Source organism: Clostridium sulfidigenes, from assembly GCF_000732635.1.
In the GTDB taxonomy this organism is placed as follows: domain Bacteria; phylum Bacillota; class Clostridia; order Clostridiales; family Clostridiaceae; genus Clostridium_J; species Clostridium_J sulfidigenes.
In genome coordinates, this window is the sequence record NZ_JPMD01000025.1 from 26,090 (window position 1) to 45,733 (window position 19,644).

Consider the following 19,644-nt stretch of genomic DNA (forward strand, 5'->3'; position numbering starts at 1 on the left):
TTAAAGGATGCATGATGGATATATTTATTATGCATCCTTTTCATATCTCTCTAAAGCTCTCATAAAGTTACCCTCTACTAATTCACTTAACTTTTCAATAATCTTATGAGAATCTTCCTTCATTCCACCATTCATCCACTGAATTACCAAACCTGTAAATGCTAAAGTATAAAAATTTGCAATAAACTTTTTATTGTCTTCTGTAGCTCTCATATTCTGAGAAACTTCATTAACTACTCCAATAATTAAATCATAAGTAACTGTGTAAAGATATGAATCTAGGTGATTCTTTCCTAAAGAATTTAAAGTATTCATGCAAAATCTTCTATTGCTTTCTATATAGTTGAAAATCTTTTGAAATCCGTCAGTCCAGGTGTTATAACTTCTGTATTGTGATATGCTTTCTACGGCTTCTGTTTCATAAATCCATTCCAGTAGATTGTATATATCTTGAAAATGATAGTAAAATGTTTGTCTATTTAATCCACAGTTATTAACTATCTCTTTAACAGATATCTTATTTAAAGGTATAGAATTCATTAATTCCTTCAAAGATTTAGCTAATGCTTTTTTTGTTATTATTGAATTTGACATAGGTACTTATTTCCTCCCATGGATTTTTTCATCTTTACATTTACTATACATTATATTATCCTTTTAATCCATTAATTTTCTATTGCCCATCTTTAAAATTTGTAAATATTTACACATCAATAAAAGCTATCTATAAATTAGTTAAATCTATTAAGTTAACCGATTTATAAATAGCTCCACACTTAAAATATATTCAATTATCCCTCTATTATATCGCCATTAGTTCCAATGATTACTTCTTTATAAGGAACTATTATTTGTGCTTGAAGCATGGCACTTTTAACTGAAGCTACTATTCCTGAGCAGCATGGCACTTCCATTCTAACTACAGTTATACTCTTTATATTGTTCTTCTTAAGTATTTCAGTTAATTTATTCTTATAATGTTCATTGTCATCAAGTTTTGGACATCCTATTACTGTAACTTTACCATTCATAAAATCTCTATGGAAATTTCCATAAGCATAAGCTGTACAATCTGCTGCTACTAACAAGTTAGCATCCTTTAGATATGGGGCACTAGTATTTATTAAGTTCAATTGTACCGGCCATTGCATAAGCTCAGAGTTGTTTTCATTAGTATTCTCTCTTTTTTTAGGCATAGTTTCCATCGTGATTATTGGTTTTCTTTCAATAGTTTTAGCCATTGTCCCAGGACATCCACATGGCAACTTTTCTTCCCCACCAACGTTTATGTGTTTAATCTCTTTAGACTTATTATCCAATTCTAAAATTCTTGCCTTTACCGCATCATCATCATATTCATCTGCTTCTCTTTCTATAATCTCTATAGCTGCTGTAGGACAATTAGGTAAGCAATCACCTAATCCATCACAATATATATCACTAACAAGCTTTGCCTTTCCATTGACTAGTTCTATAGCTTTTTCATGACAAGCCGTAACACATAATCCGCAGCCATTACACTTTTCCTCATGGATCTTAATTATTTTTCTCTTCATAACAAATCCTCCTAAACCTATTATTTAATCTAATTTATCATATTTCTCAAAATTATATTTTTTATCACACTTATCTTTTGTTTAATTTCAACACCAAATTTAAATTAAACTATATTTAATATAGCTTAATTATAACTAGATTTCTATAATAGGTCTGTAACTTTTGTTACGCAACTAAATTTTTATTTATCTTACTAATTTTCTTGTTAAGGTACCTATTCCAACCCCCATCATAATTACTCCAACTATCATCTCAGTATTAGCTACTATAAAAGAAGCCGGTATTGGCGTTTCATTATCAGATCCTAGTCCTGTAAATACCTCAACACTTATATTTATACATTGATTTACTTGACTTAGAAATTCATTGAAGCTTTTTGGTAAACCTATACCCCACCAGTAACTAATTATTTGGCTTTGTGATGAATATCCCAAAGTCAAATACATAGTTGCAAAAATTAGTATTAAAACTAAAGAGGTTATTAATGGATATAATATTCGTTCTCCATACCCACAGGTAAACCAATAAATATAAGATATTGTTTTGGGTAATAGCTTTTTCAAACTCTTTCTTTGCATATTCTTACAAAGATAATAGTATTCTCCAAAGTTGTTCTTCAAATTATTTTCATTATATTTATCAGCAATGGTTTCATATACTTCATATATCCCTTCATATTCATCCTTAGTTTTTTTCTTTGGCTGAATTTTATCAAAAAAAGTTTTTGGATCTAGTTTGCTTTTTAACTTATCATTAAATTCTAAATCCTCAATGTAAGTTGATATTATTTTTCCTCCTGATAAGTCCACATCCATTAAATTAATTCTTTTCATATAAGAATTTATAATTATAGCATTAGACATATCTGTAAGTTCAAAAGATGTATCTTTAAGTTCACATTCATCAATTATTAAATAAGTGATATTAGAGCTTAAAAACTTACAGTATAATTTACATTTTTCAAAACTGCAGGATAGATTATCCTTTTTATTTAGTGATGGTACATTATTAATTTCTTCTAAAATCATAGTACAATTCTCAAAAATTACTCCTCCACCCCCAAAGTCACATTCTATGAACCTACATGCAACAAATGTGCAATTTTTAAATTTTATATTATAAAATTTACACTTTATAAACTCAGTACATACGATATTTTTATCAGTAATCTCTAAAAAATCCCCCTCATTTTCAGTTTTAGAATTATTTATAGTTCTATCTTTAATGATTCTAAAACTATACTTTTCATCTGGTTGGATACTAATTTTGTTCTTATTATTTTTTATTTCACTAAATAGTTCCTTATTATTTTCTATTCTTTTATATAGCTCTTCCTTTCCCTTAAACACTTCTTCTTTAAAGTTTATATAAGGCATAAAAGTCCTCTCCTTTAAATATCTACTACTTTTTATACTAATACACTTAGTATGATACCTTTATATAAGAATTACTCCTACCTTTATTTTAGTGTTTTTTTCTTTTCTGTAAATTTAGATATTACCATGGTACAAACCGTGTTACCTGCAGAATTTAATAAGGTTGCGGGCGCATCAATTATAGTTGCAATAACTAACATTATTGCTAAAGCCTCTGGAGGAAATCCAAATATACTTAAAATTAGCATCTCACCAATGGAACCACCTACTGGTATAGCACCAACAACAGCTCCTACTAGTAAACCCACCATGAAAATAATAGTTAAGGTTCCCAAGCTATTAATGTCTCTTCCGAATATAGCAAATAAAAACATTATCTTATATATTCCACCTATCACTGAACCATCCTTATGGATATTTACACCTAAAGGCATAACTATATTAGCTAAGGAACTAGATACTCCCATATTTTTAGCTGCCTGAATATTTACTGGAATACAGGCTGCACTAGAACAAGTAGCTAATGCTGTCACTGATGGTCCTGTGGAATTTTTCCAGAAAACTTTTATGCCATCTTTTCCCCCTGCTATATAAGCATAAAGAGTAAAGAATATAATAAAATATACTATAGATACTATCAAATATAGTACAAATACCTTTGCATATCCACTTAATATTTGACTTCCTAATTGACCAACTACGTTGGCAAAATATGCTGCTAATCCTATTGGAGCATAATACATTATTATATTTATCACCTTATTTACTACTATAGCCCCACTACTTAAAAAATTAGAAAACTCCTTTCCTTCTTCTTTTGCTAACATAGTTCCAAAACCTATAAGCATAGAAAATATTATAAGTGCCAATAGGTTACTTCTAGATAACAACTGTGAAAAATCACCTACAGTAATACTAGAAACTATTTTTTCTAAAAATCCTACTTGCTCCCTAGTTACAACTTGAGCACTATTCATTAACTCTATAAACATAGACGAATTTAATCCCTGTGCAGGATTAAAAATTTTGAAACTAGTTACCCCTATTACTCCTGATATAATAGCCGTACATGCAAATACTACTATGGTAATCCCAAGTATCTTTCCTAATTTTTTTGAGCTATCCATATTAGCAATAGCCGATGAAATACTAAAGAATACTAATGGTATCAGTATTGTAAATATTAAATTTAGAAATATTGTTCCCAGTGGGGCAAAAATACTTGCCCTTTCTCCCATGATCAACCCTATAACTCCACCTATAATAACTGAAATTATTAAAAATATCGAGGACTTATAATTTTTTAAAATCTCCATTTTTCCTTCTCCTTAAATAAAATAATATAATTAGTAATTTAATTCTCATATATGTTATAATCTTATTATATTCAACACTATGTACAATAAATATTGAATATACTGTTTAAAACATTGCAAAAACTGCTTTTTTAATAATATTATAAATGAAGTATATTTAGTTTTGGAGGTATCTTTATGGATAACACATATTCAAGTAACAAATCTGGATATCTTAATAAAGACTTTCAGCTTTTTCATATAAAGGACAAAAAAAATCAAGAGTTCGAGTTTCATTATCATGACTTTAATAAAATAATAATCTTTTTATCTGGAAAAGTTACTTATTTAATTGAAGGGAAGGCTTATTATTTAAAGCCTTGGGATATTCTACTTGTAAACAATCATGATGTGCACAAGCCTATTATCGATTCTAATGAGACCTATGAACGTATAATTATTTGGGCTAATTCAGGTTTTATTGAAAATCATAATTATGAAGGTTGCGATTTATCAACTTGCTTTAAACTAGCAAAAGAGAAGAGTTTTAATTTAATAAGACTTGAAGATAAATTTCAAAATAACCTTAAAAATATCATATCTTCCTTAGAAGTATCATTTAACTCTCAAGATTTTGGAAGTAAACTTTTAGGCAACTCTCTCTTTATTCAACTAATTATATATCTTAACAGACTTTATCTTGATAAAACTTATATTACTACTAAGGATTCTTTAAAATACGATAAACAAATTGAAGAGATTTTAAAATATATAAACAATAACCTATCACAAGATCTATCCATTGAACTTATATGTAAAGAATTCTTTATAAGTAAATATTATTTAATGCATAAATTCAAAAATGAAACTGGGTATACTCTTCATAACTATATAATTCAGAAGAGATTATTTATGGCTCAAGAACTTATAAAATCTGGTGAGCCAGTAACTAAGGTTAGTTCCCTCTGTGGATTTAAGGATTACTCTAGTTTTCTACGTAGCTTTAAAAAGCTCTTTCACAAATCACCCCGAGAATATATAAATGAAATAAAATAAGCTGTCTCAAAATAAACTACTTCTGAGACAGCTTCTTAAAACACAATTTAACTATTTTATTTCATTTCCATTGAAATCTTTAAATTCAGGCTTATTTTGAGGATCTCCAACATTGTTTTGATTCTCATGAAGCTTTTGTCTTCTTTTTCCCTTCTGAGCTGGGTTGTTAGAACCTGATTTTCTCTTCATAATAAACACATCCTTTCCTTAAATAGTTTCTACTTTTTTTAAGGTTTTATGTGTTTTATATGTTTTATTAAAGCTTTATCGCATCCAAGCCCCAGCTAAAGTTAATAAACCACCTCTTATTTTATATGCTTCTATAATATCCTTTGCCTTGTACTTAATTCTATTAGGTGCTATAAGCTGAACTCCCGGAATACATAAGGTTCCTTCTGCCATTCCACTATCCATAAAAGCTATTTCTAATTCTACCTTACCTTCTAATATGTTAGGTATTACTGATTTATTATTAATAGCTTTCTCTGCTGATAATTCTAACATTTTATGAACTCTCTTTGGCTGTATGCATTCACCTACATATCTACTGTGAGATTTTTTAACTTCTACAGCTTCTATATTCTTGTTAAATTCTTTAGCTTGACTTGTTAAAATGTTATCTCCTGACGTCATTACCACTGGAACTTTAAAATATCCTGCCACTAAGGAGTTAAATTCAAATTCTCCTACTACTCTTCCATTTAACTTTATTTCCGATACCACTGAACCATTATAGCTATGAGCTAAGATTCCTGAAGTATTATGTCTTCCGTGATATCCTATTAGCATAACTGCATCAAAAGTATTATCTATGCCCTCCATCATGCCAAGGATTTTTTTATTTCCACTAATTAATACTACATCCTCATCTAATTCTTCAATAAGGATACTTGTCATAGGTCCATGAGAGTCATTTACTAATATTTCTTCTGCTCCTGCTTTTTTAGCTCCTCTTATAACTGCATTTACTTCTTCTGTCATAAACATTCTTGCTCTTTCATAATTATAGCCACCTTCATGAGTAAAACCCCAGTTAGTTACTCCACTGATTCCTTCAATGTCCACAGAAATATAAATCTTCATGAAAATCCCCCTTTATCACCATATAATTTATTTATATATATTTAAAAGCCCCTAGTGAAATCCTCTTGTATAATAAGTTCTAATACTGATTTAGTTAACATACAGCCGTTTATTTCATAAGTTTTTTTACATTATCTAGATTTTTTTTATTAAAAGGTGGAAAAACTATTGGGATATTTATTTTAGTAGTTTTTCTTACAACACTTCTTCTATGAGAAAAAGTCTTAAAACTTTCTTTACCATGATAAGCTCCTATACCTGAATTTCCAACTCCTCCAAAAGGTAACTCTGGATTAGCTAAATGAGTTATTGTGTCATTTATACAAGCTCCACCTGAGGAGATCTCTTCCAAAACCTTTTCCTCTACTTCATAGTTTTCAGTAAATAAATACAGAGCTAATGGCTTTGATAATTTCTTAATTTCCCCTATTATCTCATCTAAATTACTAAAGCTTATAATTGGAAGAATAGGTCCAAAAATCTCTTCTGACATAGCTGCACCTTCCCATGAAGCATCTATAAGTGTAGGTTCAATATATCTTTTTTCTCTATTTACTTTTCCACCATATATTATTTTATCTGCCTCTTTATCTAATATGTTTTTAAGCCTTAGGAAATGTCTATCATTAACAATTCTTCCGTAGTCTTTACTTTCCATAGCATCCTTACCATAGAAGCTTTGAATTTGCAATTTTAATTCCTTAATTAATTCATCTTTCACCTTGTTATTTACTACTACATAATCCGGTGCTACACAGGTTTGACCTACATTTATAGTCTTGCCCCAAATTATACGCTTAGCTGCCACTCTAATATCTGCACTTTCATCTACAATTACAGGACTTTTCCCCCCTAATTCTAAAGTAACAGGAACTAGGTTTCTTGCAGCAGCTTCCATTATTATTTTCCCAACTTGAGCACTCCCTGTAAAGAAGATATAATCAAAGGTACCATTAATCAATGAAGTGTTAGTTTCTATTCCACCTTCCACTGAGCGTATATACTCCTTAGGGAATGTTTCAGTAATCATTTCTGTAATTACTCTTGATAAATTGGGCACATTTTCAGATGGTTTTAATACTACACAATTTCCAGCAGCAAGTGCTCCCACCAAAGGTTCTATCAAAAGTTGAAATGGATAATTATAAGGTCCTATAATTAGAACCGTTCCATAGGGCTCAGAAATTACAAAACTTTTTGCAGGAAATAAGTACAAAGGCGTTTTTACCTTTTCTTTCTTTGCCCACTTCTTTAAATTCTTTATAGTGTGACTAATACTACTTAATACAAAGCCTACCTCTGTAGTATAAGATTCAAACTCACACTTTCCTAAATCTTTATATAATGCTTCATATATTTTATATTCATACTTTTTTATAGCAGACTTTAAACTTCTTAATTGATTAATACGAAAATCTATATCACGACTTTTTTTTGACTCAAAAAACTTATAGTGATCTTCTATAATTTTATCTACATCAATCGAACTTAATTCCATAAACCTAATCACTCCTCATTATACCTATTTCAATAACTATATTTTATACTATTTTTACATATTATACTACATAGCTCCATAACAAAGACCTACTTAAAAATTTTATTTTTAAGTAGGTCTTTAAAAGGGATAATTTATTTCAAACGGTTTAAGAATTTATAATTTAAAAACATTTAATATGCTAAATATTATAATTTAAAAAATTTATCTTATATAACTATTTAAAATTTTACCTAGGATACTATTTAAATAGTCACCTAGAGAACTATATAAATATTAAAATAGTTAACTAGTTGTTTACACCATGCGGGTTTGAGAGTTTTTTCATCTCTTTATATCCCATAAATACAATCCATACATAGGCTAAAGTCTTAGGTATCATAAGAATTCCTATGCTCGGTAAAGTATTTGACCATAGCACAACAGGAATATAGAATCCAAAGGATAAAATTATTGCAATAGGCATAAATTTAAAGCCTTTATCATTGTTTTCTTTAATTTTATTATGGAAAATCCATATGATTATAAGTCCTATTAACGCAAAAGGAATGTTACGATATATTCCCCAGGAAACTGGAGCATTATATGATAACCATTGATTTTGTGGGAATGCACATAATATAATTCTAACAATAGCTAATCCATAGATAATATTAGTTAATCTTTTTTCAGCTTTAACATCATAACGAATTCTCCATATATGATATAGCACCACATAAAATATAGTCATTGTAATAGATGTAATTAGTTTTCCTATGCCTAAAGCCACAGCATTAGCTTCTAAACCAGTGGTAAGTAATCCATATGCCCTTGGTACTAGATGGAATGCATCTCCACATCCTAAAATCACTGCCATAATTCCAAATAATCTATATTGCTTATTTTGTCCACTTTTTTTAATCATAATAATTCCCATTATTATAACTGTAGAAAGATAAAGAATGTCAAAAAGTGTTTCCATAATTCCTTGCATAATATATCACCTCATATTTTATTTGAACATCGTTCATTTTGAAAGTATATAAAATGCCATACGTTAGTACAGCATGATTGTTTAACTTTATTTTAAATAAATAATTCTCTTTAAAGCATCCATAAAAAAAGTTATATCCTCTTCTCTAGCTTTAAGCATAGCTAACATGTTACTAAAAATAAATTTAGCCATCTTCTCCTTAGTTAAATTATCAGTCCAAGTTTTATCACTAATAATGTCTTGTGAATCCAAAAGAATAACTATACTTTTACAGACCTTTTCAAAAAACTCATGTTCTCTTTTTCTTCCTAGAGATTTTTCGCTACTACTTAATAAAGCTAACTGCTCAATCCAATTTTCTTGAAATTTACCTAGGTAAACAAAAAGATTATTATATAATAGCTCTATCTTTTCAAAAATATTTTTTCTCCTTTTAAACACTTATGAAAATCATTAAATGCTTCTCTCCAAAAATCTTCAACCACTGCCACCACTAATTCACTTTTTGTGGAAAATGAATTATAAACTGTTCCTACAGAAATTTTACATCTACTGGCTACAGCCCTTATATTTATTGCTGAAATTCCTTGCTCTAAAGCAATTTCTTTTGCTCCTTCAAGTATAACCTCTCTTGGGTTTTCTGAGAACTTATTCATTATATCTACTCCTCATTTGAACTATGTTCAAGTTGATTATATATTAAATTTTTTTATAGGTCAATATGTCTTGCTATTTTAACCTAACTCATTGAAGCAAAATGTTCCTTAATATAAGTTAAGAATTTCCCTATAACTATATTATAATCTAGAGTTATGAATAAAAACATACTGTTTATACTTAAAATTTCCCCAAAATTTCTTACACCTACTAAAACGGGTAATCAAAACTAAAGATTAATTTAAATTATTGTACTATAATAAATATCTATAGCTTAGATGGCTATTATTTTTGATAAATATACCCAACTTGCTATATAATACATATGAGACAAAAATAATTAAGTTTATTTATATTAGGTTTATGTTAAAATTAGAAAGTGATGTGATATTATGGCTAAAACTACTTTTAAGGGTAGTATTATGCTAAATCCTGTTCCAGCAGTAATGATAACTAGTAGAAATTCTGAAGGAAAGGATAATGTGTTTACTGTAGGTTGGATAGGTACAGCTTGTACTAAGCCCCCTATGATTACAGTTGCTATTCGTCCTGAAAGATTATCCTATGAATATATAAAAGAAAGTGGTTCCTTTGTAGTAAATCTAGCTTCTAGTAATCTAGTTAAAGCTGTGGATTACTGTGGAGTTAAAAGCGGAAGAACCAATGACAAGTTTAAGGATATGAACTTGTCTCTCAGTGAAGCTAAGGATATTTCCTGTAGTATTATTAATCAATGTCCCGTTGCCTTTGAGTGTGTAGTAAAATCTATAACTCCCCTAGGTACCCATGATTTATTTTTAGCTGAAATAGTTAACTGCCATGTGGAGAATACACTTATCGATGAAAAAGGAAAAATTCACTTTGATAAAGGAGACCTACTTTCATACTCTCATGGTGAATACTTTAGTTTAGCTCCTAAGCCTATTGGAAAATTCGGATATTCTGTGGCTAGAAAAGCTACTATTAAACTTAAAAATAAAGGCATAAAAAAACATAACGAAACCACAAAAACTGCCATAGTGGAGAAAGAACAATTACATAATAAAAAAAAATATTAAGAGTAATAAACCTAAAAAAACTAAAACTAAAAAAAGAACTCGTATATAAGAAATATCTTTAATATGAAAGGTGCGATGTTTAATGAACTTTATAAAGGTTGGTTCTGCTTGTCCTATTACTAAGGTAGCAGATGTTGACTTTAACTTAAATGAAATAAAAAAATGTGTTGAAAAAGCTATAGAAGAACAAGTTAAAATTTTAGTTTTTCCTGAATTATCTATAACCTCCTATAGTTGTGCTGATTTATTCTTTCAACAAAAACTACTAAAAAAAGCAGAAGTAGCTATTGAAAATCTTTGTGTATTTTCCGAAGGAAGAGATATCTTATTTGCTGTAGGTGCTCCTTTTGAATATGATGATGTGCTTTATAATGCAGCTTATCTTATCTTTAATGGAAAAGTTTTAGGTATTGTTCCAAAAAGTTACTTACCTAATGCTTCTGAATTCTATGAAAAACGTTGGTTTAGCAGTGGTCTTAATATAACTTCTAGAATAGTTAAACTTCCTTTCCAAGACAATATATATTTTGGAACTAACCTAATATTTAGAAGTGGTGATATTAGTATTGGAGTGGAAATTTGTGAAGACCTTTGGGTTACTATTCCACCAAGTAGCTTCTTATCTTTAGCTGGTTGTAATGTAATATGTAATTTATCTTCATCTAATGAATTGGTTAGCAAGGCTGATTATAGAAGAGACTTAATTAAAAATCAAAGTGCTAGATGTATGAGTTCCTATATCTATTCTTCTAGTGGAGTCTTTGAATCTACTACTGATGTATTATTTAGTGGTCATCTTTTAATCAGTGAAAATGGTGGAATCTTATCTGAAAATGAAAGATTTAATCGCAAAAATGAAATTATTACTGCAATTATTGATGTAGATAAATTAAAGGCTGAAAGATTAAAAAATATAAGCTTTAGAGATAATAAAGTGCTAATTCCTTTTGATATGGAAACTATATACTTTGAATTTAATAATATAGCTATTAATAATTTTGATAAATATATAGATAAACATCCTTTTGTACCTAGTAATCCTCTTGAAAGAGATAAACGATCTAAAGAGATATTTAATATTCAAACTTCAGCTCTAGCTAAAAGATTTGAGCATACTGGTTTAAAGAAGGCAGTTATAGGAATTTCTGGTGGTCTTGATTCTACTCTAGCTCTTCTAGTGGTAGTAAAAACCTTTGATATGTTGAAAATGCCTAGAGAAAATATTGTAACCATTACTATGCCTGGCTTTGGTACTACAGATAGAACATATAATAATGCCTTAGATCTTTGCAAGTATCTAGGTACAGACTTAAGAGAAATAAATATTGTACCTGCTTGCCTACAACATTTTAAAGATATTGGTCATCCTGTAGAGCAACATGATGTAACCTATGAAAATGTTCAAGCAAGGGAAAGAACACAAATTCTTATGGACCTTGCTAATAAAGAAGGTGGACTGTTAATTGGGACTGGGGATTTATCTGAGTTAGCTCTTGGATGGTGTACTTATAATGGAGATCATATGTCCATGTATTCTGTAAACTGTTCTATTCCAAAAACCCTTGTGAGATACCTAGTGGATTATGTGGCTGACCATGAAAGCACTCCTGAGATAAGTAAAATCCTTATTGATATTTTAGATACTCCTGTAAGTCCAGAACTACTTCCTAAAGACAAAGATGGAAACATTACTCAAAAGACTGAAGATATTGTAGGTCCTTATGAACTTCACGATTTCTTCCTATATCATTTCATGAAGCACGGTGCTTCTAAGGAACGTATAGAATTCTTAGCTAAGGTTGCTTTTAAGGGGACATATGATGATGATGTAATTAGTAAATGGCTTAATAAATTTATGACTCGATTCTTTACTCAACAATTTAAGCGTTCTGCTCTACCTGATGGTCCTAAGGTTGGATCTATAAGCCTTTCTCCGAGAGGAGATTTAAGAATGCCATCAGATGCTAGCTATAACGGATTTCTTTAACTTTAAAAATATAATTAAATACCACTGGTAATTGTCTTTTTATTACCAGTGGTCCTTAACTTAATATGTAAAGTATAAAATTATACTATAACTTAATAATGAAGATAATTAGAGATATTAATTTATAATTATCTATAAATATCTACAATGAGACCTGAAATTTCATCTATAGTGCTAGCTATATCTAAGTTTTCTCTTTCTTCTTTAAGTAGCATCTGAGTTAGTTCTTCTAATTTATTGTCAATAGTCTCTACTGTAACAAAGTACTGAGTTTGCCAAAAGCTTATATCTTTTTTTATAGAATACATAAATGAAAGTACTGATTCTAGGTATTCTTTTATTTCTTTTTTATAAGCTCTAACATCAGCATAGCACTTTGAAATTACAAGTCTGCTACCTTTAGATTTTATATTTTTAAGCATTTTCTTAAGATCTTCTTCTGATTTTTGCTCTCTAGCAAAGCTAAAATTTTTAGAGAAGTCTTGTTTGTTATTTACAACTTTACTTTCTCTTTGTATTGGAGTATTTCTTCCTACTTTTGATATCTCCATGTGAACACCCCCTTGTCCTTTAATTATATTATAAATAAGGTTAAGGATTTTAGCTATATTTTCTTACTATTTACAGATTAAATTAATTTAGGAGGCAATTATGAAAACTTTAATTAATATGTTTATAACCTTCTTTAAGATAGGTGCCTTTACCTTTGGTGGTGGTTATGCCATGATTCCACTTATTGAAAGAGAAGTTGTAGATAAAAACCATTGGATAGACAAAGATGAATTTATAGATATAATAGCTATATCTCAAAGCTTTCCTGGAGCCTTAGCAATAAATAGCTGTACCTTCATTGGATACAAAATTAATGGAGTTCTAGGAGCTATCTTAGGACTTTTAGGTGTAGCTCTTCCCTCTTTTATCATTATAGTAATTATAGCTATGGCCTTTAGTAAATTTAGAAACCTTTATGTCATTGAACTTATCTTTAAAGGCATCAATGCTGCCGTTCCTCTTCTAATTTTAGTAGGTGTAAATAGCTTGGCAAAGGTTTTAGATAAAACAGCTGTTAATATAATTATTGTAATAATCACTGTAATTCTTAGTGTATTTATGAATGTAAATCCAGTATATTTAATTCTTATTGCTGCTGTATATGGAATATATATTAATAGAAATCACCACATTGATAATTATAAAAATACAAAGGAGGAAAATTAGATGCTATTCCTAAAGCTATATTTAGCATTTCTTAAAATTGGAACCTTCGGCTTTGGTGGTGGATACGCTATGCTTCCTTTAATTCAAAAGGAAATTGTGGACAACAATGCTTGGCTATCTCAAACTGATTTCATGGATATCATAGGTATATCTCAAATGACTCCGGGTCCTATAGCTATAAATGCTGCAACCTTTGTAGGCTATAAAACTGGCGGAATTATAGGAAGTGTTCTATCTACACTAGGGGTTGTCACTACATCCTTCATACTCATATCCTTTGCTAACTACTTCTTTAATAAATTTAAAAATTCAAAGATACTAGCTCATGCTTTAAAAGGAATGAGACCTGCTCTTATTGGACTTATAATCTCTGTATTTATAACTCTTAGTTATGAATCCTACAGAGATTTAAACAGTTTAATAATAGCTGCAATTATTGGTTTTCTACTTTATAAAACTAAAATTCATCCTATATTAATTATTGTTATTGCAGCATTTTTAGGTATATTATTCTATGGAATGATACCTAATTTGCTTGCTAAATTTTAATAAAAAATATCTTGTAATTTATTAGTACATCCCTTATAATTAATGTATAAAATATAATTACATATGAGGGAGTAATTAGTAGGATTATCCTATGGCAATGTCAACATCTTGGCTTTAAGTCTGGCTTTGCATTAAATAATGAGACTCATGTATAGTGCTTACGCTATATATGAGTCTTTTCTTTTTACATACATTACCTACATATGTGATTATGTTTTTGCAAATATTAATAAAAGAATATCTTTTATTAAATTTCAGTAAGTTTTACTAACTAAATCTTAGATTTAGAGTATGGCTTAACACTATTAATTATGAGGTGATTTTATGTATTTTAATGACTCTATTGACGATGTTATAGGTAAGTTTAACACCAACCCAGATACTGGTCTTACTTCATCTCAAGTTGAGGAAATTAGGTCCAAGTATGGGTCTAATAAACTGGCATCAAAAAAGAAAAAAACTAAAGTCCAACTATTCTTCGCACAACTAAATGATATTCTAATTTATATCCTTATAGTTGCAGCTATACTATCTGTAGTTGTAGGAAAAGAAATAAGTGATGCAATTATTATCGGTATTGTTATTTTAGTTAATGCAACAGTTGGAATGATTCAAGAGTCTAAAGCCGAGAAGGCCCTTGATGCATTAAAGGAATTATCAACACCAAAGGCTATAGTAAAGCGTAATGGAGAATTAGTAGAAATTCCTTCCGAGGAAGTAGTACCCGGTGATGTAATTATTATCGATGCAGGTAGATTTATTCCTTGTGATATCCGTCTTATAGAAAGTGCTAACCTTAAGGTAGAAGAATCTGCCCTTACTGGTGAGTCTGTTCCTGTAGACAAGAATGCAAATCTTATCCTTGAAGATGAAAAAGTATCTCTTGGTGATAAAAAGAACATGGTATTTATGTCTACCTTAGCTACCTATGGTAGAGCTACAGGTATAGCTGTAGCTACAGGTATGAATACTGAAATTGGTAAAATAGCTAAAATGCTTGATGAAGGTGAAAATGAGCTTACACCTCTTCAAAAGAAACTTGAACAACTGGGAAAAGTTTTAGGTATTGCTGCTATTGGTATCTGTGCTGTTATGTTTGCAGTAGGTTTATTACAAGATAGAGCTGTTACTGATATGTTCATGATTTCTATCAGCCTTGCTGTTGCGGCTATTCCTGAAGGTCTTGCTGCTATTGTAACTATAGTTCTTGCTTTAGGTGTTCAAAGAATGATAAAGCAAAATGCTATTATCAGAAAATTACCTTCTGTAGAAACTTTAGGTTCTGTGAATATTATATGCTCTGATAAAACTGGTACATTAACTCAAAACAAGATGACAGTAGTTAAATACTTTACAGATAATAAACTAAAAGAAGTTAAAGAATTTAACATAAATAATAAAGGTGAAAAACTTTTACTTGAAAACATAGTCCTTTGTAATGATGCTACTTCTACTGCTTCATCAAAAACTGGAGATCCAACAGAAATAGCACTTTTAGATATGGGTAATATGTTTAATGTATTTAAAGAAGAGTTAGATAAAACTCATAAAAGAGTTGATGAAATACCTTTTGATTCTGATAGAAAACTAATGACTACGGTAAACTCTTATGAAGATAAATTTAATGTAATGACTAAGGGTGCTACTGATAATCTTATTAATATATGTACTTCTGCTTATATTAATGGTGAAGTTGTACCTATGACTGAAGAAATTAAAAATGGTTTCTTAAAAGTTGCTACAGCTATGTCAGACGATGCTTTAAGAGTTCTAGGTGCTGCTTTTAAAACTGTTAACTCTACCCATGTAGAAGTTGATGAGTTGGAAAAGGATTTAACCTTCATTGGTCTCGTTGGTATGATAGACCCTCCTAGACTAGAGGTTAAAGACTCTATAGAAATTTGTAAAACTTCTGGTATAAAAACTATAATGATTACTGGTGACCACAAAAATACAGCCTTTGCCATTGCTAAAGAACTATCTATAGCAGAGGATATAAACCAAGTAGCTAGTGGTGCTGACATAGATAACTTAACTGATGAAGAACTTGCAAGTAGATGTGAAAATCTAAGAGTTTTTGCTAGAGTATCTCCTGAGCATAAGGTTAGAATAGTTAAAGCCTTTAAATCTAAAGGAAATATTGTATCTATGACTGGCGACGGAGTTAATGATGCTCCATCCTTAAAGGCTGCTGATATTGGTGTAGCTATGGGTATCACAGGTACTGACGTTGCTAAAGGAGCCTCTGACATGGTATTAACAGATGATAACTTCTCTACCATAGTAGCAGCTATTGAAGAAGGTAGGAATATATTTAATAACATAAAAAAATCTGTAATATTCTTAATCTCGTGTAATGCTGGTGAGATTGTTACTCTATTCTTTGGTATTCTCTTCGGATGGGCTGCACCACTTAATGCAACTCATATATTATGGGTTAACCTTATAACAGACTCCTTCCCAGCTCTTGCCCTTGGTGTAGACCCTGGTGATAAGGATGTTATGAAAGATAAACCAAGAAATCCTAAGGATAGTTTATTTAAGGGTTCTTTATTTACTCTTTTATTTAACGGTGTGTTAATTGGTATATTAACCCTTATAGGTTTCATTTATGGAGTTAATAAATACGGAGATGCCGGAGTTACTCTTGTTAACATAGCTAACAATCCTGAAGCTTTGATGCATGCTCAAACTATAGCCTTTGTAGTTCTTAGTGGAACTCAACTGATTCATTCTTTAAATATGAGAAGCTCTGATAAATCCATATTTAAAATTGGTTTGTTCTCAAATATGTATTTAATCTATGCAATGGTTGTTGGTATCGCATTACAAATGGCAGTTATTTATATACCACCAATTGCTAGAATGTTCAATGTTATACCATTAACTTTAGCAGATTGGGGACTTGTTATTATTCTAAGCTTAATACCTTTAGTTATAAATGAAATAATTAAACTATTTATCAAAGATAAATAAAAAAAGACAAATTTCAATAAAATTACAAGTAACTCATAAAGGACAGTATTAATGTCTTTTATGAGTTACTTTTAAATTATAATACATTTTAATTACTTTTTCATTTTTATACATATTTATACAATGAAGAAAGATTTATGACGTAAATTTGTTGTTACTTTTTATATTTTATCATTGTAATTATACATATTATGTTATAAAATATAATTAATTACTGCAATTGTATTTTAAATATATACCAATATTCAACTTGTATTTATATATAAACAATATTTTATTAAAAACTGTTAATTAAATACTTTTTAAGATGCATTGTGCATTAAAATAAATCTCAATTTTATCTTGTTCATAATTGTAAAGCTTAATATAAATATTAATATTAAAGGAGTGAATTTTATGAAAACTAAACTTACTAAATGTATAGTATTTTTATGTGCACTAACTTTAACTGCTTTTATCGGAATTTCAATTTTATCTGAATCTGATCCTGGTCCAATTGGTAAAAATTTTATAATTATTAAAAATTTATAATTACTAGCTGATTAAATTTTAGCTATATCTATAATAAATTTTTATTATAGATATAGCTAAAAAAACTAATGGTATAATAAGTAAACAGGAAATTTAATACATATACTGGAACTAATTATGCATTGCCTTTACATATAATTACCTATAAAATATAATTAACTACATTTATTTAACTAAGGAGGTGAAAGATTTGGATTTCTTAAGTCCTGGAAAAAGATTAAAAGCTCTTAGACAACAACTAAATATCAAACAAGTAGAACTAGAAGAAATCGGTGTTTCTAGAAATTATATTAGTATGGTTGAAAGTGATAAAAGAAATCTTACTGGAGTAACCTTAGCAAATTATCTTAAGTTTATGCAAAACAGAGCTGATGAGCTTGAAGCTAATATAAATTTAGATGTAAATTATCTACTTCTTCCTGAAAAAGAAGAAGCACGAAACTATTGTAATATGAAATTAGATTCAGTCTTAAGTCACAAAAATTTAGATGAAGTTATAAAAATAGGTGAAAAATATAAATTAGAAGACATACTTTTAAAATCTTACTTATTAAAGGGAAATCTACTATATGATGAAAATTCATTTAATACAGCCTTTGTATATTACTATAAAATACTAGAAATTCATAATGATAATAAAGATAACAGTAATAAATCTTTTGCATATATTAAGCTTTCTAAATGTAAGATTATGACTCTATCCTATGAAGAAGCTCTCACATATTTATTTAAAGCCTATTCCTATTGTAAAGAGTTTAATGATGATACTAATCTTAGAAATTGCTTATATAATATAGCTCTTTCATATAAAAAATCAAGTGAATATGATAATGCTCTTATATATATAGATGAGTTGCTGAATTTATGTAATACTAACCACAATTTTGATTTATATATATCTACTATTATCTTGAAATGTAATTGTTATCTTAACAAAAAAGATTACTCTATTGCATTAACTATATATTTCGATATCCTAAATAACTTTAGTGAAAATATTGGAGTTCATTTAGGAATGATTTACAATAACATAGGATTGATTTATTGTGAATTAAATGAAATAGATAAATCTATTGACTTTTTTTCTAGATCAATCAACTTTAAAAAAGTACATGATATTGAACATATAAATCGGAGTATTATAGATATGTCTTCTGCATATGTAAAAGAAAATTCATATGATAAGGCTATAGAACTATTGTATGAAGGTATAGCTTTATGTGAGAAATATTCTGATGCAGAGTTTTTAATAAGAGGCTACTCTATATTGGAAGATATTTATATAAAATTAAATGATAATAATAAACTTGAAGAAATATATCTTATATTAATAAAAATTTTTAAAGATGCAGATTTAGTTAAAGTTTTAAGTATATATATTAAACTATCTCTACTCTATATTGAAATGGAAAAGTATGATAAGTCTAAAGAAATTCTATACGAAGCTAATAATTTAAAAAAATCTTTTAAATAGTGATTCAAAAATTTGAATCACTTTTTTATTTAAAATATGTATCCTTTTACAAACATATAAAATATTATAAATTTCTAGAACTTTCATGTTCAAAAAATGACATAATGATGACAACATAGGATTTATAGTTACAATCATTTTCTATATATTTAATTTTATTTCATCTTTTTATTTATACATGAAATTAGTTCTATATTTTTATAGTAGATACAGGATTTTATTGCAAGTAATTTCACTTCATATATATTATCCAAATGTTGCACTAATTGTTAAGTTACTATAGACTAATATATATGAATATAATTTAAATTGCTTAAATATGAGTAAAAGGATTTTTCTTTTACTCGAATAAGGGG

General features: G+C 28.8%; 19 protein-coding genes. 8 read left to right on the plus strand and 11 right to left on the minus strand.

What is annotated here, in order from left to right:
• Positions 1 to 27: 27 nt before the first annotated feature.
• The 4 genes from dhaS to IO99_RS10295 all read right to left on the minus strand — a co-directional run bounded on the left by dhaS (position 28) and on the right by IO99_RS10295 (position 4,249).
• Entirely contained in the window at positions 28 to 594 is a 567-nt protein-coding gene (dhaS, locus tag IO99_RS10280) for a dihydroxyacetone kinase transcriptional activator DhaS (RefSeq protein WP_035133092.1), read from the minus strand.
• Between the two features lie 197 nt (positions 595 to 791).
• Positions 792 to 1,556, minus strand: a complete 765-nt coding sequence (locus IO99_RS10285; RefSeq protein ID WP_035133093.1) for an ATP-binding protein — start codon at positions 1,554 to 1,556, stop codon at positions 792 to 794.
• A 186-nt stretch (positions 1,557 to 1,742) separates the two neighbouring features.
• Positions 1,743 to 2,933 (minus strand): pentapeptide repeat-containing protein, encoded by a 1,191-nt coding sequence (locus IO99_RS10290; RefSeq protein ID WP_035133094.1) that lies wholly within the window; start codon positions 2,931 to 2,933, stop codon positions 1,743 to 1,745.
• Positions 2,934 to 3,016: 83 nt separating this feature from the next.
• Positions 3,017 to 4,249 carry a dicarboxylate/amino acid:cation symporter gene (locus IO99_RS10295; RefSeq protein ID WP_035133096.1) on the minus strand — a complete coding sequence of 411 codons (1,233 nt, stop codon included), beginning with the start codon at positions 4,247 to 4,249 and terminating at the stop codon, positions 3,017 to 3,019.
• Between the two features lie 177 nt (positions 4,250 to 4,426).
• Between IO99_RS10295 and IO99_RS10300 the strand changes: the two genes are divergently transcribed.
• Positions 4,427 to 5,284 (plus strand): AraC family transcriptional regulator, encoded by an 858-nt coding sequence (locus tag IO99_RS10300; protein WP_035133097.1) that lies wholly within the window; start codon positions 4,427 to 4,429, stop codon positions 5,282 to 5,284.
• Positions 5,285 to 5,335: 51 nt separating this feature from the next.
• Here IO99_RS10300 and IO99_RS19335 read toward each other — a convergent pair whose 3' ends face one another.
• The 6 genes from IO99_RS19335 to IO99_RS10325 form a co-directional block, all read right to left on the minus strand.
• The gene (locus tag IO99_RS19335; RefSeq protein WP_167403140.1) at positions 5,336 to 5,473 is read right to left on the minus strand and encodes a clostri-philic family protein; all 138 of its coding nucleotides are present in this window, start codon (positions 5,471 to 5,473) and stop codon (positions 5,336 to 5,338) included.
• A 75-nt stretch (positions 5,474 to 5,548) separates the two neighbouring features.
• Positions 5,549 to 6,367, minus strand: a complete 819-nt coding sequence (locus IO99_RS10305) for a M55 family metallopeptidase (protein ID WP_035133099.1) — start codon at positions 6,365 to 6,367, stop codon at positions 5,549 to 5,551.
• Between the two features lie 109 nt (positions 6,368 to 6,476).
• Positions 6,477 to 7,874, minus strand: coding sequence for an aldehyde dehydrogenase (locus IO99_RS10310; protein WP_156964336.1), 1,398 nt, complete (start codon positions 7,872 to 7,874; stop codon positions 6,477 to 6,479).
• Positions 7,875 to 8,154: 280 nt separating this feature from the next.
• On the minus strand, positions 8,155 to 8,838 hold the full coding sequence (locus tag IO99_RS10315) for a hypothetical protein (RefSeq protein ID WP_035133103.1): 684 nt from the start codon (positions 8,836 to 8,838) through the stop codon (positions 8,155 to 8,157).
• An 87-nt stretch (positions 8,839 to 8,925) separates the two neighbouring features.
• Complete coding sequence (locus IO99_RS10320) at positions 8,926 to 9,279, minus strand: hypothetical protein (RefSeq protein ID WP_035133105.1); 354 nt, start codon at positions 9,277 to 9,279, stop codon at positions 8,926 to 8,928.
• A complete protein-coding gene (locus IO99_RS10325) occupies positions 9,243 to 9,494 on the minus strand; it encodes a TetR/AcrR family transcriptional regulator (RefSeq protein WP_051824045.1) in 252 nt (83 codons plus the stop codon). The genes IO99_RS10320 and IO99_RS10325 overlap by 37 nt, the downstream gene beginning before the upstream one ends.
• Before the next feature lie 393 nt (positions 9,495 to 9,887).
• On the opposite strand from IO99_RS10325, the gene IO99_RS10330 reads away from it, so the two are divergent.
• Both IO99_RS10330 and IO99_RS10335 read left to right on the plus strand, forming a co-directional pair.
• Positions 9,888 to 10,553: a flavin reductase family protein gene (locus IO99_RS10330; protein WP_035133107.1), complete on the plus strand. Its 666-nt coding sequence runs from the start codon at positions 9,888 to 9,890 to the stop codon at positions 10,551 to 10,553.
• Between the two features lie 82 nt (positions 10,554 to 10,635).
• A complete protein-coding gene (locus IO99_RS10335; RefSeq protein WP_035133109.1) occupies positions 10,636 to 12,540 on the plus strand; it encodes an NAD(+) synthase in 1,905 nt (634 codons plus the stop codon).
• 128 nt (positions 12,541 to 12,668) lie between these two features.
• Here the strand turns inward: IO99_RS10335 and IO99_RS10340 are convergent, their stop codons facing one another.
• Entirely contained in the window at positions 12,669 to 13,091 is a 423-nt protein-coding gene (locus IO99_RS10340) for a YaaR family protein (protein ID WP_035133111.1), read from the minus strand.
• Between the two features lie 100 nt (positions 13,092 to 13,191).
• Between IO99_RS10340 and IO99_RS10345 the strand changes: the two genes are divergently transcribed.
• The 5 genes from IO99_RS10345 (at position 13,192) to IO99_RS10360 (ending at position 19,288) form a co-directional block, all read left to right on the plus strand.
• Complete coding sequence (locus tag IO99_RS10345; RefSeq protein ID WP_035133113.1) at positions 13,192 to 13,758, plus strand: chromate transporter; 567 nt, start codon at positions 13,192 to 13,194, stop codon at positions 13,756 to 13,758.
• On the plus strand, positions 13,759 to 14,307 hold the full coding sequence (locus IO99_RS10350; RefSeq protein WP_035133115.1) for a chromate transporter: 549 nt from the start codon (positions 13,759 to 13,761) through the stop codon (positions 14,305 to 14,307).
• Between the two features lie 324 nt (positions 14,308 to 14,631).
• Positions 14,632 to 17,283, plus strand: coding sequence for a cation-translocating P-type ATPase (locus IO99_RS10355; protein ID WP_035133117.1), 2,652 nt, complete (start codon positions 14,632 to 14,634; stop codon positions 17,281 to 17,283).
• Between the two features lie 396 nt (positions 17,284 to 17,679).
• Positions 17,680 to 17,814 (plus strand): hypothetical protein, encoded by a 135-nt coding sequence (locus IO99_RS19655; RefSeq protein WP_278245242.1) that lies wholly within the window; start codon positions 17,680 to 17,682, stop codon positions 17,812 to 17,814.
• 190 nt (positions 17,815 to 18,004) lie between these two features.
• Positions 18,005 to 19,288, plus strand: a complete 1,284-nt coding sequence (locus IO99_RS10360; protein ID WP_035133118.1) for a helix-turn-helix domain-containing protein — start codon at positions 18,005 to 18,007, stop codon at positions 19,286 to 19,288.
• The last annotated feature ends 356 nt before the right edge of the window (positions 19,289 to 19,644 follow it).